This is a genomic window from Hymenobacter siberiensis, from assembly GCF_018967845.1.
Taxonomy (GTDB): domain Bacteria; phylum Bacteroidota; class Bacteroidia; order Cytophagales; family Hymenobacteraceae; genus Hymenobacter; species Hymenobacter siberiensis.
The window spans coordinates 3,824,494-3,838,696 of the sequence record NZ_JAHLZZ010000001.1 but is presented as its reverse complement, the minus strand read 5'-3'; the positions used below and the strand labels follow the sequence as shown (position 1 = coordinate 3,838,696).

12 protein-coding genes and 1 tRNA gene are annotated in these 14,203 nt (G+C 61.5%); 2 read left to right on the top strand and 11 right to left on the bottom strand.

The features are described from left to right. Positions 1-71: 71 nt before the first annotated feature. The 7 genes from KQ661_RS16720 to KQ661_RS16690 all read right to left on the bottom strand — a co-directional run bounded on the left by KQ661_RS16720 (position 72) and on the right by KQ661_RS16690 (position 7,604). Complete coding sequence (locus KQ661_RS16720) at positions 72-962, bottom strand: N-acetylneuraminate synthase family protein (RefSeq protein WP_216689370.1); 891 nt, start codon at positions 960-962, stop codon at positions 72-74. Between the two features lie 106 nt (positions 963-1,068). Next, positions 1,069-1,875, bottom strand: coding sequence for an SDR family oxidoreductase (locus KQ661_RS16715; protein ID WP_216727547.1), 807 nt, complete (start codon positions 1,873-1,875; stop codon positions 1,069-1,071). Between the two features lie 152 nt (positions 1,876-2,027). After that, positions 2,028-3,362: an aminotransferase class III-fold pyridoxal phosphate-dependent enzyme gene (locus KQ661_RS16710; protein ID WP_216689368.1), complete on the bottom strand. Its 1,335-nt coding sequence runs from the start codon at positions 3,360-3,362 to the stop codon at positions 2,028-2,030. A 235-nt stretch (positions 3,363-3,597) separates the two neighbouring features. Further along, entirely contained in the window at positions 3,598-4,551 is a 954-nt protein-coding gene (locus KQ661_RS16705) for a transketolase family protein (protein ID WP_216690727.1), read from the bottom strand. A 76-nt stretch (positions 4,552-4,627) separates the two neighbouring features. After that, positions 4,628-5,485: a transketolase gene (locus tag KQ661_RS16700; protein ID WP_216689367.1), complete on the bottom strand. Its 858-nt coding sequence runs from the start codon at positions 5,483-5,485 to the stop codon at positions 4,628-4,630. Positions 5,486-5,603: 118 nt separating this feature from the next. Then, entirely contained in the window at positions 5,604-6,410 is an 807-nt protein-coding gene (locus tag KQ661_RS16695; RefSeq protein ID WP_216727546.1) for a cytidylyltransferase domain-containing protein, read from the bottom strand. Positions 6,411-6,527: 117 nt separating this feature from the next. Continuing rightward, positions 6,528-7,604 (bottom strand): hypothetical protein, encoded by a 1,077-nt coding sequence (locus KQ661_RS16690; protein ID WP_216689365.1) that lies wholly within the window; start codon positions 7,602-7,604, stop codon positions 6,528-6,530. Between the two features lie 501 nt (positions 7,605-8,105). Here KQ661_RS16690 and KQ661_RS16685 point away from each other — a divergent pair. Continuing rightward, positions 8,106-8,426: a hypothetical protein gene (locus KQ661_RS16685; protein WP_216689364.1), complete on the top strand. Its 321-nt coding sequence runs from the start codon at positions 8,106-8,108 to the stop codon at positions 8,424-8,426. 27 nt (positions 8,427-8,453) lie between these two features. Here the strand turns inward: KQ661_RS16685 and KQ661_RS16680 are convergent, their stop codons facing one another. Next, positions 8,454-9,941, bottom strand: a complete 1,488-nt coding sequence (locus KQ661_RS16680; RefSeq protein ID WP_216689363.1) for an OmpA family protein — start codon at positions 9,939-9,941, stop codon at positions 8,454-8,456. A gap of 238 nt (positions 9,942-10,179) precedes the next feature. Here KQ661_RS16680 and KQ661_RS16675 point away from each other — a divergent pair, with 238 nt between their 5' ends. Then, the gene (locus KQ661_RS16675; RefSeq protein WP_216689362.1) at positions 10,180-10,830 is read left to right on the top strand and encodes a sce7726 family protein; all 651 of its coding nucleotides are present in this window, start codon (positions 10,180-10,182) and stop codon (positions 10,828-10,830) included. Between the two features lie 39 nt (positions 10,831-10,869). On the opposite strand, the gene KQ661_RS16670 is transcribed toward KQ661_RS16675, so the two are convergent. The 3 genes from KQ661_RS16670 to KQ661_RS16660 all read right to left on the bottom strand — a co-directional run bounded on the left by KQ661_RS16670 (position 10,870) and on the right by KQ661_RS16660 (position 14,067). Further along, complete coding sequence (locus tag KQ661_RS16670; RefSeq protein ID WP_216689361.1) at positions 10,870-11,649, bottom strand: GDSL-type esterase/lipase family protein; 780 nt, start codon at positions 11,647-11,649, stop codon at positions 10,870-10,872. 137 nt (positions 11,650-11,786) lie between these two features. Next, the gene (locus KQ661_RS16665; protein WP_216689360.1) at positions 11,787-13,271 is read right to left on the bottom strand and encodes a glycoside hydrolase family 30 protein; all 1,485 of its coding nucleotides are present in this window, start codon (positions 13,269-13,271) and stop codon (positions 11,787-11,789) included. Positions 13,272-13,991: 720 nt separating this feature from the next. Next, positions 13,992-14,067, bottom strand: a tRNA-Asp gene (locus tag KQ661_RS16660). Positions 14,068-14,203 lie beyond the last annotated feature (136 nt).

Below are 14,203 nucleotides of genomic sequence, written 5' to 3'. Positions count from 1 at the left end.
GATGCTTCGCTGCGCTCTGCATGACGTTCTGCTATTTTCGTTCAGCAGTTCAGCAGTTCAACCGAAACGCCCTACTCCTGGTTCGGCGTTAGCTCGCGGCGCAGGCGGGCGCGGGGCTCCAGCTCGGAGTCGTACACGCGCTTCACGCCATCGCCGAGGCCTTCCTCCACGTCGCGGATGTCGCGCACGAGCTTGGCCATGCCGCCCGGCTCCACCGAGGCGGCGTGGTCGGAGCCCCACATGGCGCGGTCGAGGGTGAAGTGGCGCTCCACGAAGGCGGCTCCCAGCGCAACAGCGGCTACGGTGGTAGCCAGGCCGGTTTCGTGGCCCGAGTAGCCGATGGGCGTGGCCGGGAACATGCCTTGCAGTACGGGCACCATGCGTAAGTTCAGCTCGGCGGGCGGGCAGGGGTAGGAGGAGGTGGAGTGCGCAATCATCAGCTTATCCAGCCCCACCCATTTCACGGCCTGGTGGATTTCGTCCATGGTGCTCATGCCGGTGCTCAGCATCAGCGGGCGGCCGGTGGCGCGCACGCGGTCGAGCAGGGGCTTGTCGGTGAGGGAGGCGGAGGCCATTTTATAGAGCACGGGCGCAAACTGCTCCATGAAATCCACCGACGGCTCATCCCAGCACGAGGCAAACCAGTCGATGCCCAGGGCGCGGCAATAGTCGTCGATGGCGGTGTATTCGGCCTGGCTGAACTCGGTTTTGCGCTTGTAGTCGATGTAGCTCATCCGGCCCCAGGGGGTGTCGCGCTGCTTTTCCCACTGGTCTTTGGGCACGCACAGCTCGGGCGTACGCTTCTGAAATTTTACGGCATCGCAACCGGCCTTGGCGGCTTCCGAAATCAGTTGCTTGGCCAGGTCGAGGGAGCCGTTGTGGTTGATGCCGATTTCGGCAATGATGTAGGCCGGGTGGCCCGCGCCGATAAACCGGTTTTTACGGATTTCAATAGCTTGCATAGGTCTAGGGTATGAGGGTACAAGGGTCTGAGGGTAGGAGGGAAATAGTTAAAAGTTGAGAGTTAAAAGGTAAAAGGGAACCTACCGTATTTTAACTTTTAACTGCTTAGATGGCCGTCCAGCCGCCATCCACGACCAGGTTGGCCCCGGTCATATAGGCCGAGGCATCCGAAGCCAGAAATACGACCGCGCCCTGGTAGTCGGTGGGCGTGGCCATGCGGCCCAGCGGGGTTTTGGCACTGTATTGTTTGATGAAAAACTCGTCCTGGCTATTTTCCACGCCGCCGGGCGAAAGCGTGTTCACGCGCACGCCGGCTGCGCCCCAGTAGGCCGCCAGGTAGCGGGTGAAATTCACCACCGCGCCCTTGGTCATGGGGTAGGAGGGCGACTTGTAAAACGTCTGTTCGCCGGCCTCGTTGCGGTAGATGCTCTGGTCGGGGCCAACCATGCCATAAGTGCTGGCCACGTTGATGATGGAGCCGTGGCCCTGCTGCGCCATGGGGGTGCCGAACACCTGCGCCGCCAGAAACACGCCCGTCACGTTCACCTCCAGCACTTTCTGGAAAGTGGCCAGCGGGAAGTTTTCAAACTTGCTCAAATCGGCCGCCAGCGCGGGGTTCTCAAACATGTCGTTGATGGCGGCATTGTTCACCAGCACATCAATGTGGCCGAAGCGCGCCAGAATCTGGTCGCGCGCGGCAGCCAACGACTCCGGGCTGGTCACGTCAACGGCCAGGGCCAGGTGCGGGCCGCCGCCCAACCCGAAGGCCACAGCGGTAGCGGCTTCGGCATTCAGGTCGGCTACTACCACATTGGCCCCGGCCTCGGCCAATGCGGCGCAGTGCTTCTGGCCGATGAGCCCGCAGGCCCCGGTGACGATGGCAGTTTTACTGGTGAGTGAGAAGAGGTTCAAAGGGGGGAGAAGTAGGGTAAAATATTGAACGTCATGCTGAGCGCAGCCGAATCGACTCGCGTGCCACAACTAATCCGTGCAATCTGAGTTGCTACCACACGCGAGAGGCTTTGGTTGCGCTCAGCATGACGTACTTTTTACAACGTTCTGTCTTACTTCGCCTTCGCCGGCGCAGCATTGGTCACTTTGCGGAACACAGCTTCCACCGGCTCGCCCAGCAGGCGCGCGGCTACGTCGCCGGCTTCGATGGCTTCCTTCAGCAGCGGCAGCACCTCGCGGTAGGTGGCCAGTGTATAGGCCACGTCCTCATCCGAGTGCGAGAAGCACATGTTGTGGAAGCCGCCCCACATGATGCCGCGCTTGAATAGCTCCTGCTGCATGAAGGCCTTCAGCTCCATGCCGTTGCCAGCCGAGGGGTCGAAGGTCACGATGCTGCGGCAGTCGTAGCCGTAGCATTTCGTGTAGCTGGTCAGGCCCAGCTCTGCGGCGATTTCGTTGTAGCCATCCTTGAGTTTTTTGCCCTGCTCGGCGAGGCGGGCGGGCACGTTCTTTTCGCGCATCTCGGCGATGGTCGCCACGGCGGCGGCCATGCTCAGCGCCTCGCCGCCAAAGGTGGTGAAGAAGAAGACATCCTGCTCAAATAGCTCCATCACATCGCGCCGGCCGGTGAGCAGGGCAATGGGCATGCCGTTGGCAAATGCCTTGGAATACACCGCCAAATCGGGCGTGATGCCGAAATACTCCTGCGCGCCGCCCACGGCCACCCGGAAGCCGGTCCACATCTCATCGAAGATGAGCAGGGTGCCGTTTTCCTTGCAGAGTCGTTCCACTTCGTGGAGGAAGTTGTCCTTGGGCGCATCGAAAATAAACGGCTCCAGAATCACGCAGGCCACGTTTTCATCGAGCAAGGCTTTGAGTGAGTCGATGTTGTTGTACTCAAAAGCAGCGGTCAGGTCCTTGGTTTCCTGCGGGATGCCCTTGTCGCGGCTGGTGGTGCCGATGTACCAGTCGTGCCAGCCGTGGTAGCCACAGCACAGCACCTTGTCGCGGCCGGTGAAGGCCCGGGCCACGCGTACCGCCGCCGAGCACACATCCGCGCCGGTCTTGCTGATGCGGATGCTCTCGGCGTTCGGGATAATCTCATGAATCAGCTCCGAGAGCTCCACTTCCAGCTCGTGCATCATCGAGAAGGTGATGCCGTCTTCGAGTTGGGCCCGGATGGCATTATCAACCCGCTCGTAAGCATAGCCCAGCGAAATGGGGCCGATACCCATCTGAAAATCAAGGTACTCGTTGCCGTCCACATCCCAGATATGGGAGCCTTTGGCGCGCTTCACGTACTTGGGGCTCACGCCTTTGGTGTACTGGCCGGGGCCTTTGGCGAGGGTCTGCGTCACCGGCGTCATGATTTTCTGCGCCCGGGCGTACAGCTCATCCGATTTGGTGATGTCGGGGTAGTTTTCGTTGGAGGAAACGGTGTTTGGCATGGGGTGGGTTGTTGTTAAGTGGGGTTAGCGAAGTACTCCAGCCGCTCCGCCCAGGCGTCAACCTCACCCCCTGCCCCCCTCTCCAAAAAAGAGGGAGCACCGGCTCGTGAGGACGATTCATGTGCTGGGTTTAGCATCTGCGATTAATACGCTTTATAAAGGCAAATCCGGTGCCCCCTCTTTTTTGGAGAGGGGGGCAGGGGGTGAGGTTGACGCCTGGGCGGAGCAGCTGAAGCTACTCGGCAAACTGGTTTTCCAGCACGGCCGGGCCGGCGGCAATACTCGCGCCCGACTCGCCCAGATGCTCCGTAATACGCCGGGCAATGTGGTGGCCGGTGAAGCCTTCGTACTCCAGCACCGCGCTCAGGCGGCCGGGGCGGTACCAGCGCTCCTCCAGCGCCAGCGGCAGTACGCGGGCCGTGAGCTGGTGGCGCAGCAGCACTTCGGCCAGAATGGAAAAGAGGCCGCCGGTTACAAAATGGTCCTCCACCGTTACCAGGAGGCCGCCGCGCCGTGCCACGGCCAGCAGCGCTTCCTCATCGATGGGCTTGAGGCTGCGCAGGTTAATCAGGCCCACCGACTTACTCTGCTGCATCAGCAGCTCGCGTGCCACCAGCGTTTGTTCGAAGAGCATGCCGTAGGTGAGGATGGTGATGTCGGTGCCCTCGGCCACGATTTCGGCCTTGCCCATCTCGAAAGGGGTGTGCTCATAGGTGGCGGGGCGGGTGTTGATGCGCACGTAGGCCGGCGCGGGCGAGGCCCAGATGGCGGGCAGCATGGCCAGCATGTCGGCCTCGTCGGCGGGGGCAAAAACCGTCATGCCGGGGATGCCGCGCATCAAACTCACGTCCTCAATGGCCTGGTGGGTGGGGCCGTTGCCGTCGGAAAGGAAGCCGGGCACGAAGCCGCTTAGTTTCACCGGCAGCTGGCCGATGCCCACATCGGTGCGGATGAACTCAAAGGCCCGTAGCGTGAGGAAGGTGGCCAGCGCGTGCAGAATCGGCACGCGGCCGCGCAGGGCCAGGCCGGCGGCCGCGCCAATAAGGGTTTGCTCGGTGATGCCCGTATCGATGAAGCGCGGGCCGAGCACGGCCGGGAGGTTGCGGATGAGGGCGCGGTTTTCGGCGGTCATCACCACGATGCGCTCATCGGCGAGGGCGGTTTCTTTAATTAGCTCTTCGTAGGTCATGGTCATCGTGCGGCAAGTTTTAGCTTGCCGTAAATGGGTTGGTTCGATGGAAGGCGAAAAGACGGCAAGCTAAAGCTTACCGCACAGTTAACGTTTCGCTGGTCAGGCGGGTGGCTTCTTGGGTGTGCAGCTCCTTCAGCAGCTCTGTCACTTCCTCCGAAGAGAAGTTGCAGAACCAGCGGTCGGCCCGGGCCTCAATGCTGGGCAGGCCGCGCCCGCGCACCGTGTCGCAGATGATGACTGAGGGCTTGGTATCGGAGAAGGGGAGGGCAGCAAACGCTTCTTCCAGCTGCGCGAAATCGTGCCCGTCGATGCGCCGCACTTCGCAGCCGAAGGCTTCGAACTTGGGGGCCAGCGGCTCCAGCGGAATCAGGTCTTCGGTGGCCACGTTGGCTTGGAAGTGGTTGCGGTCGACCACCAGGGTCAGGTTATTGACTTTGTGGGCGCTGGCCACCAGCAGGCTTTCCCAGACGGTGCCCTCGTTCAGCTCGCCATCGCCGGTGATGACGATGACTTTGTTGTCCTGGCCGCGCATGCGGCAGTCCATCGCCACGCCCAGGGCTACGCTGGGCAGGTGGCCCAGCGAGCCCGAGTGGAATTCCACGCCCGGCACATTGCGGTTGGGGTGCCAGTAAATGTGGTCGTCGGTGCTCAGGTGCTGGTCGAGGCGGGCTTTGTCGATGAAGCCGAGCTCTACGAAAGTGCCATAGAGGGCGGGCACATCGTGGCCCTTGCTCAGGAACAGGTAGTCGCGGGTAGGGTCGGTGAGGTTGTCGGGCCGCACGTTCAGGCAGTCGGCGTAGAGGTACACCAGCAGGTCGGCGCAGCTCAGCGACGCGCCGGTGAAGCAGCCGCCATCGGTGCTCAGGCGCACGATGTGCTCGCGCACACGCAGGGCCAGGGCTTCTAGTTTCTGTTGTTTTTCAGACGTCATAAGTAGGGTGCGGGGTCCAACCCGGCAGGGCTTGTTCCCGCCCGTCGTTGAACGAAGGAGGGCAATAATGTGCAAAAGCAAATCGGGCAGGCGTTCGGGTGGGGGCTGACCCCCGCCCCTACACCGTTCTTGTTTGCGAGGAGTCCACGGTTTTCAAGTCAGCCAAATGGTTGCGGTACCAATTCACGCCGGCCAGGTGAGCGTTGAGTTGAGCAATATCCGGGCGCTTATTCAGCAACTGCAGAATATCATCAAGGCCAAAGGTTGGGTTGGTCGGGTACAGCGCGTCATAAACGGCCTTTATGAAATTGTAGTCTTCCGGGTAGTCGATGGTCCAGCGGTGGCTCATTGAGAAGTCCTGACCCGTATCCCACTTCACATTGGCCAGCCGGAACCGGTCGGTGTTTTCCCAGAAAAAGGGCGTGGTGTGCTCGCGCTCCAAGGGCCGTTGGGCCTCGCGCCAGGCGGTTTCCAGCGCGGCGATGGGCATCACTTCTACATCATTGCCATCGGGGAAAGTAGCGGGGTGCAGGTTGCTCACAAAGTCGTAGCGGTCGGCAAAGTGCAGGTAGAAACCCACTACTTCGTCAATCACGGCCGGGTCGATGAGCGGGCAGTCGGACGGGATTTTCAGCACCACATCGGCCTGGTAGTGGCGGGCGGCCTGGTAGTGGCGGTCGAGCAAATCGAGGGCATCACCCCGGAAATATTCGAGGCCGTGGGTGGCGCACAGCGCGGCAATGGCGTCGTCGGCGGCCTCCGTGGTGGTGGCTACTACCACGGTGCCGGCCAGGTGGGCGCGTTGCACCCGCTCCACCATGCGCACCAGCAGGGGCTGGCCGGCCAGCGGCAGCAGCACCTTGCCCGGCAGGCGCGATGAGCCCATGCGGGCCTGCATAACGGTCAGAATCTTGGGAACGGACATAGGCAGCAAAGTCAGCTAACGGGTAGTCGCCCCTTCAACGTGAATACTCTAAAAAGTCAGGTGAAATCAGCCAAAAATCAGGTAGCAGCCTGAGGCTTAAATAAATAAAAAAATGGATTAATGAACGGCCAATGAACCATTGGCGGCCGGTGGTGCGGCAAAGGCCCCGGCATCGAGCTGCCGCAGAAAGGCCGGCCCGCTGCCCTCGAAGTGGCTAAAAACTCGGCAAATGGTCGCGATGCGCTGGGCCGAGGTACCGTCGTTCTGCCAGGGCAGCTTGCGGCGCAGGTCGTCCACGTCGAAGTAGGAGTGTACGGGCTTGCCCAGGGCCAGGCCCACGTACACGACAGTCGAGTACTGGGTGATGAGCTCCACGCAGTTGGCAATCATATGGTCGGTATTGCCTTCGGTGAAAATCATGGTGCCGGCCGGGGCATTGGCGTTGATTTCGTCCACGGCGCGGGGCAACTCCTCGTTGGGGTGCAGCTTGAAGGCCAACGGCCGGCCGGCCGCAATGCGAACGCACTCGCGGATGAACTTGGGGCGGTTTTCGGGCGTGAAGGTTTCGCGCAGGTCGGAGGTGGCCACCAGCACGTAGCCGTGGTGCGGGAAGTTGTTGTGCCGCACCTGCTCGATGTGGTCGAAATTGGGAATGCCCGTCACGATGAGCTTGTCAGCATCCACGCCCACACGCTCAAAGTGCTGCTGATAGCCTGCCGACGCCACGCAGTAGATGTCGCAGCAATTATTCATGCCATTCAGGGCCGTGCCAATGGCCAGTATGGGGTAGCGGGTGAAGCGCTTCACCAGCCGCGCCCAATAGTTGAGCGGGTCGGTCATTCCTTCCTGCACGAAAATGGTTTTGGTGCGGCGCATCAGCGGCCAGGGCACCACCACGTCGGAACAGCACACGATGAGGTCGTAGCTGTTGCCGTATACCCGGGCCTCGAAGTCATTTCGCAAGTCATGCTCAGCCAAGTACTTATCGGCCTTGGCTTTTATTTTTCCGGTGACGATGGTTTTGTCTAGCCCGCCGCTCCAGAGTAGGAATTTGTAGAAGGGCCGCTGCCAGCCATCGTAGTAGAGCTGGCTGAAGTAGGGCTCAAACTCGTTGGCCAGCAGCTGCGCAATCTGGTGCATCTGCGTGGTCTGGTTGGGCGAGCCGATGAGAAAAAGAACCTTTTTTCGGGACATGCAGGACGAAAAATTGAGGCAACCGAACTGCCGGCGGGCTGCCCCACGGCAGGGCCGGCATACTGCCAAGGTACTGTATGAGGGGCGAAATACCACCCCCGCCCATCGTTTGCGCTACTGCAGCCGGTGCCAGATGGCGACGGTTGGCCCTGGCGCATTTCACCACGGCCGGCACCGGCCGAAAACGCCCGGCCCGGCCGCCGTAAGGGTACCGCGTACGCAGCTTCAACTAAATCAATTCCAACAGTTTTTCAATGGTTGACCTTAACCGGGGCCGTGCCGAAAGACTCCTGCATATCAACTGCATTAAGAATCCAAAAGCGCCGTAAGTAGCTAAAACGACGCTACATTTAAGGGCTTTTATTCCCTGAATAGCTTAGCCACTAACTACTTACTTCTGCCATAATTCTGAGCTTTCTTCCCGATGCCGATGGCAGTCGGTGCGCCCTCTCGCAAGAGCCCGGCGGCTGGCTGCGGGCTACCTGGCGCGGCTTCGTCGACATGCAGGAAGCCCTGCGCAGGGCCGACAACTACCTGCACATCCTGCAAGGGCTTCGCAACCCCTGCCTGCTCAACTACAACGTGGCGCTGATGGGGCCGTGGTTTGACTCCATTGAGTGGCTGGAGCGCGTGTGGATGCCGCAAGCCACCGCCATGTGCCTGCGCTACGTAGCCCATGTAGTGCAGGCCGACTCGCTGTCCGATATTCTCACCGTGCATTTCGACCACGGGGCGGGCGGCCCGCTGGAGCTTTTTCAGGACGTGGCCCAGGCCGAAGCCTGGCTGCGCGCCTGCCAGCAGGAGCGGCACGCCCGGGTGTAAGCCCCCTCCGGCAGGGCCCAAGGGGGCCTACTTGCGCAGCACCCGAATACTGACGCGCCGGTTCAGGGCGCGGTTGGCGGGGGTGTTGTTGGGCCGCACGAAGTATTTGGGGCCGTAGCCCTTGGCTTGCAGGCGGTCGGCGCTCACGCCCATGCTGGCCAGCGTGAGCATGGCCGCGCGGGCGCGGTCTTCGCTGAGCTGGTAGTTCACCAGGGCCTCGCCGGTGCTGTCGGTATAGCCACCTATTTTCACCACAGACTGCGGAAACGTGGTGAGAATGCTGGCAATGTTGCCCAGCTGCAGCGCCGACTCGGGCGTGAGCTGGGCCTTGCCGGTTTCGAAGTTGATGCGGTCGAGATTAATCCAGCCCTTGGTCCGGTTCACCGAATCGACCTGGAAGGCGGGCGACGAAAGGAAGGTGTAAAGCCGGTTTTCGGTCGAGTTGGCCCCCACTTTCTGGGTGGTGCCGTCGGCCAGCGTCAGCACAATGGGCCGGCCGGTGTCGTAGATGTAGGTGTCCCGGTCCTGGTCGTAGCGGCCGTTGGGCTCGTTGCCGCCGGCCGCCGGGCGGGCCGTGGCCAGCCGGTAGGCCCCACTGGCCGGGGCACGGCTGGGCAGGGGCTCCACGAGCCGGCTCCCCAGGGCGGGCGCGGGCGAGACTGCCATGGCTGCGGCTTCGGGGGTCGGGCCGGGGGCCTCGGCCGGGGCCGTTTCGGAGAGGGGAATATCGGCTGCCGTAGATGCGGCGGGTGGAGATTGCGGGTTTGTTTCTGCCACCAGGTTGGTTGCCACCAGTGGCTGGTCCTGGCGCGGGGTGCTATGACCAAAGAAGTAGCCCAGGCACACGGCCAGCAGCAGCAGCCCGCCCCACTGCCAATACGGCGAAATAGCCCAGCCGTCTGCGGTTTCCGGGTTTGGCTCTGCCCAGGCGGCGGGGGTGGGGGCCAGCTGCACAGGTTGTACGGGCTGGTAGCGCAGGCTCAGCTCAGGGGGCAGGGGCGGTACGAGGCCAGGTTCCGAAGCCGGCAGCATGGCCGTGGCAATGGCCGCTTTCTCGGTGTGCAGCCAATAAACGAAGTCGGTGGGCGACAGGCTTTTCTCGGTGGCGGCGTGGCCCAGCACGCCCAGCACGGCCGTGGCGGCTATTTGCAGGAGCGTGTCGCTGGCCGATGGCCGGATGGCTGCCCCGGCGGCAATGCGGCTCACGGTGCTGCGGTAGGCACCGTCCAGCAGGTCGAGGAGCAGGTTCACGCCCCGCTCGTAGCGGGCGGCCGGGTGTAGGTCGGCCAGCGGCTGGAGCACCTGGGCCGAGTCGGCTTCGCGGACCAGCTCCAGCAGGCCCTCGGGCGTGAGTCCGTGCCCCACCCGGTCCGACAACTCGTTCAGCACCAGGTGCAACGCCTGGCGTAACGCATACTCAACGCTGGGCGCGGCTTCATCGAGCCGGGTACCGAGGCGGGCAATGGTTTCGCGGGTGAAGCAGTAGCTAACTGATTCGTTTACAGTATTTTTCATAATGTGACAATTGTTCGGAAATACTTTTTAGAATCGCACGTGGCCCAGCTGCCACGCAACACCCTGCCTTGCCCGCGCACGCGGCTGCTGGAGTATGCTGATTGTCAATCTTATGCAACTATTTCATGGCTAAACAAAAATAACAAAATTTATTCATAATAAACATTATAAATATTAATTATAATAATACATTTAATTCGAAGCTGCTCTCCGCCGGGAAGCTACTTTTGGGGTTGCCATGAACGACCCAGAAATTCGCGTCCTGCTCTACCCGCTGCTGGTGGGCGGCGTACGCATCGATGAGCTGCCCACCGGCACCACCCGCGCCGATGTGGTGCACATCACCGAGCACTTCATGCACGGCTACGAGGTGAAGGGCGACGGCGACACCCTGCAACGGGTGGCCAACCAGCTGCGCTGCTACGGCGAGGTCTACGACTTTGTCACCTTCATTGTGACCGCAAAGCACCTGCCCAAGCTGCTGCCGCTGCTGCCCGCGTGGGTGGGCGTGTTGGTAGCTTCGGCCGAGGGGCTGCATCCGCACCGCGCCGCCGGCTACAACGCCACCGTGGAGCGTGCGCCGCTGGCCAAGCTCCTGCTATTGGAAGAAGTGAAGCAGTTTTTGCTAGCGCGGGGCCTCACGGGCGTGAGTACGCTGCGGAGCCGCGAAGTGAGCAATTTTCTGCGCACCACGCAGCTGGTGCCGCTTTCCAGCCTGGCGCAGTTCGTGCGCGAGCGCCTCATTGCCCGCCTGCCCGAACGCCTGCTCATGCGGGCTGAGCGCAAGGCCGAGCGCGAGCGCCTGCCACCCCGCCGCAAAAAAGCCCGACCCAAAGCCAAAAAGAAGAAGCCGGCCGGGCGCAAAAAGCCCGTGCCGCCTAGCCGCTGAGAGCGGCCGGGCGGCACGGGCGCAGGGGCGGCCAAGCGGTTATTTCTGCTTCAGGGCAGCGGCTACGGCTTGGTCGAGCAGGGGCTCCATCACGCGGTAGCCGGCCAGGTTGGGGTGCACCCCGTCTTCGCCGTAGGCTTTTTTCAGGCCGTTCAGGTCGTCTTTCAGGGCGGTGTGAAGGTCGTAGTACAGGAGGTAGCGCTGGCCGGCGTAGGCTTTGATTTGCTGGTTAAGGGCCAGGATTTTGGGGGCCGGCTCCAGGCCCTTGCGCCACCAGAAGTCCGAAGCCGGCGCCACCGCGCCCAGCACCACCCGTAGGCCGTGGGCCTGGGCCAGCTCGGTCATCGTCATGATGTTGTTCATCGTGGTTTGCGGGTTGTAGGGGCCGTTATTTTCGGCCACATCGTTGGTGCCCACCAGGATGACGACCACGGCCGGGTGCAGGTCAATCACATCGGCCCGGAAGCGCACCACTGTCTGGCCCGTGGCCTGGCCGCTGATGCCCCGGCCCACGTAGTCGTACGTTTTACCCTTGAAAAAGGCCGAATCCTGCTTCACCCAACCCTCGGTGATGGAATTGCCGATGATGACCACGCGGGGCCGGCCGGGCGTGGGCGCGGGCAGGCGCTGGTTGGCCGCCGCATAGCGCTGGAGGTTGGGCCAGTCGTTATGCAGCAGGTATTCCTGCCGCTGATGGTAGGCTTCGTCGTCGGCTTTTTTAGTGGTGGCCGCGTCGGCGGGCTGCTGGGCGCGGGCGGGCGCGGCGGCTAGTGCGGCAGCAAGCAGGAGGGCTACGGGGAGGCGTTTGGGGAAAGGCATATTGAATGATAAATAAAACGGTCATGCTGAGCGCAGTCGAAGCATCTCTACCGCAGTAGTAATCATTTACTATTACGGTAGAGATGCTTCGACTGCGCTCAGCATGACCGCCAGGGCTTTAAGCAAGCAGCACCGTTCTAATTAACCACCAGCGTCATAATGGAGTGCGCGGCGGCCGTGGTATTGGTGCCTTGGCCGTGCATCCAGAGCTGGAATGCCTCGGGCTTGTCGGTCTGGTTCATCACCACCACGGCTACGCTGCCATCGGGGTTGCGGTAGGCGGTGGTTTGCAGGGTGTCGCGGTTAGACGATGCGCTGATGCGCTTCGCGCCGGGGCGGATGAACTTCGAGAAGTGGCCGATATAGTAGTAGGCGTTGGTGTAGATGAGCTTGCCGGTTCTGGTGTCGGCAATGACCGGGGCAAAGCAGAAGTTGCCGACGTGGTTCGGCCCGCCGGTTTCGTCCAGCAGCACGTTCCAGTCGGTCCAGCCCACGGTGCCGGCGTTGAAGTCGCCAATCAGCGAGTGGCCATACTTCTCGCCCAGCGCCCAGTCATCGACTTTGGCCAGGTCGAATTTCTCCTGGCAGCCTTCCGTGAAAATCAGGTTGGTGTTGGGGAAAGCCTCTTTCACGCGCCGCTCGTTCTCAAACAGCATGCTGCTGCCGGTCCAGGTTTCGTACCAGTGGTAGCCGATGCCCCACACGTATTTGGCGGCCTCGGGGTCGTTGAGCACGGTGCTGGCGCGCTGAAACAGCAGGTCGCGGTTGTGGTCCCAGGCAATGAGCTTTTTCGAACCCAGTCCGCCTTTGGCCAGCGTGGGGCCGAGGTAGCCCTTGATGAAATCCCGCTCGTCCTCGCCGGTAAAAATGCACGACTCCCACTTCTGGGTGGCCATGGGCTCGTTCTGCACCGTGAGGCCCCAGATGGGGATGCCCAGCTGCTCGTAGGTCTTGATGAACTTCACGTAGTAATCGGCCCAGGCCTGGCGGTATTGGGGCAGGAGCTTGCCGCCGTGCAGCATTTCGCCGTTGGTTTTCATCCAGCCGGGCGGGCTCCAGGGACTCACAAATAAGGTCAGTTTACCGCCGGCCGCCGCCATCACCTGCTTGATGAAGGGGATGCGAAACTGCTCATCATGCTGCACGCTAAAGGTTTTCAGCGCCTCGTCCTTGTCGGCCACGTAGGTGTAGCTGCCGCTCGAAAAGTCGGAGCTGTGAATGCTGGTGCGCCCCAGCGTGTAACCGATGCCACTCGTGGGGCTGTAATACGCGTTGAGAAACTCCTGCTGCTGGGGTTTGGGCAGCTTGGCGAAGGTTTCGGCTGAGGCATCGGTGAGCGCCCCGCCGATGCCGAGCATGGTTTGGAACGAGTGGCCGGGGTCGACAAACACGCAGACCTGGGTTTCCAGGGGCTGGGCGGCGGGCGCAAAGCTGAGGTTGCCGCCGGCCGCCAGGCGCTGGCTGGTACCCTGCACGGTAGCAAATACGTGGGCCGTCTTGCCAGCCGCCGAGTAGGTGGCCGGTGCGGGCCGGGTAGCGACTGGTTTTGTCTTGATTTGCTGAGCGTTGGCATTGAGGCCAAGCACGGAAAGCAGCAGCAGGGGTGGGAGTTTGGCAAGCATGGTGGAAGGGCTAAGGATGAGGGTGGCAGGGCCGGGAATGCAGCCGTGTGCGTAAGCGACAGCCCAAGGGCTTTTGCATTGCCTGGCCGCCCGGCCGCCCAGGCAAATGTAGCCGCCTGTACCGAAGCTGTTGGGGTGAAAAAAGCGACTGGCTGGCTTGTAAAGCATTTTCAGTAATTGCTGATACACCTACAGCACACGTCGAGACCCGAGGGCTGGGCTGGCAGGTGCCGCGCTGGTCCCTAATCAGCCCGGCCGCCATGCGCTTAAAAAACAAGCGAAAAAAGTAGCGGCCAGGCCTACCAGAACTTGTCCATACCCAAATCCGGAGTCATTGCGCCGGTCTGACCGCCCTAGGCGGTCAGACCGGTAGTCGTCCGGGCGGAATCGTGCTCACGTCAACCAGTCAGACCGCCTGGGGAGGTTGCGCCGGTCCGACCGGTAGTCGTCCGGGCAGAATCGTGCTCACTTCAACCGGTCAGACCGCCTAGGGTAAGCGCAAGGCGTACAAGAAGGCACTTTCGGATGTGCCGATGAGTCGCACGAAGCAATTGTGTTGGCGGTTGCGGGGCCGGCAGACGGTTGGGTGGCGCAGGCTGCGGCGTTGTGGCCGGGCTGCATCTTTTGGCTGGCCACGGCGGGGTACGCCTGCGGTTGGGCATCATGAGAAAAACCCCCAGACGCAAAAAATCCCGGCCGTTGCTGCGACCGGGATTGTTGCTGTAGAGAGAGGACTCGAACCTCTAATTTTACTAGCGAGATAGGCTAGCGCGTCTGCCAGTTCCGCCACCCCACAAGGTTCAGTAATTCAAAAGTAGGTAAAATAATTATTAATAAAAATATAAATTTTTAAGATTATTTTATTGTTAAATTTTGATAATCAGGCAAATATCTTTTAAGGGAATAATATTTCCCCAATTGGAAACCCGACA

What these genes read in the sequence shown, in the direction of transcription:
- KQ661_RS16695 (WP_216727546.1), bottom strand. Translation starts at nt 6,410, where the DNA reads ATGTCCGTTCCCAAGATTCTGACCGTTATGCAGGCCCGCATGGGCTCA.
- KQ661_RS16710 (WP_216689368.1), bottom strand. Translation starts at nt 3,362, where the DNA reads ATGCCAAACACCGTTTCCTCCAACGAAAACTACCCCGACATCACCAAA.
- KQ661_RS16700 (WP_216689367.1), bottom strand. Translation starts at nt 5,485, where the DNA reads ATGACGTCTGAAAAACAACAGAAACTAGAAGCCCTGGCCCTGCGTGTG.
- KQ661_RS16685 (WP_216689364.1), top strand. Translation starts at nt 8,106, where the DNA reads ATGCAGGAAGCCCTGCGCAGGGCCGACAACTACCTGCACATCCTGCAA.
- KQ661_RS16690 (WP_216689365.1), bottom strand. Translation starts at nt 7,604, where the DNA reads ATGTCCCGAAAAAAGGTTCTTTTTCTCATCGGCTCGCCCAACCAGACC.
- KQ661_RS16670 (WP_216689361.1), bottom strand. Translation starts at nt 11,649, where the DNA reads ATGCCTTTCCCCAAACGCCTCCCCGTAGCCCTCCTGCTTGCTGCCGCA.
- KQ661_RS16705 (WP_216690727.1), bottom strand. Translation starts at nt 4,551, where the DNA reads ATGACCTACGAAGAGCTAATTAAAGAAACCGCCCTCGCCGATGAGCGC.
- KQ661_RS16720 (WP_216689370.1), bottom strand. Translation starts at nt 962, where the DNA reads ATGCAAGCTATTGAAATCCGTAAAAACCGGTTTATCGGCGCGGGCCAC.
- KQ661_RS16680 (WP_216689363.1), bottom strand. Translation starts at nt 9,941, where the DNA reads ATGAAAAATACTGTAAACGAATCAGTTAGCTACTGCTTCACCCGCGAA.
- KQ661_RS16675 (WP_216689362.1), top strand. Translation starts at nt 10,180, where the DNA reads ATGAACGACCCAGAAATTCGCGTCCTGCTCTACCCGCTGCTGGTGGGC.
- KQ661_RS16665 (WP_216689360.1), bottom strand. Translation starts at nt 13,271, where the DNA reads ATGCTTGCCAAACTCCCACCCCTGCTGCTGCTTTCCGTGCTTGGCCTC.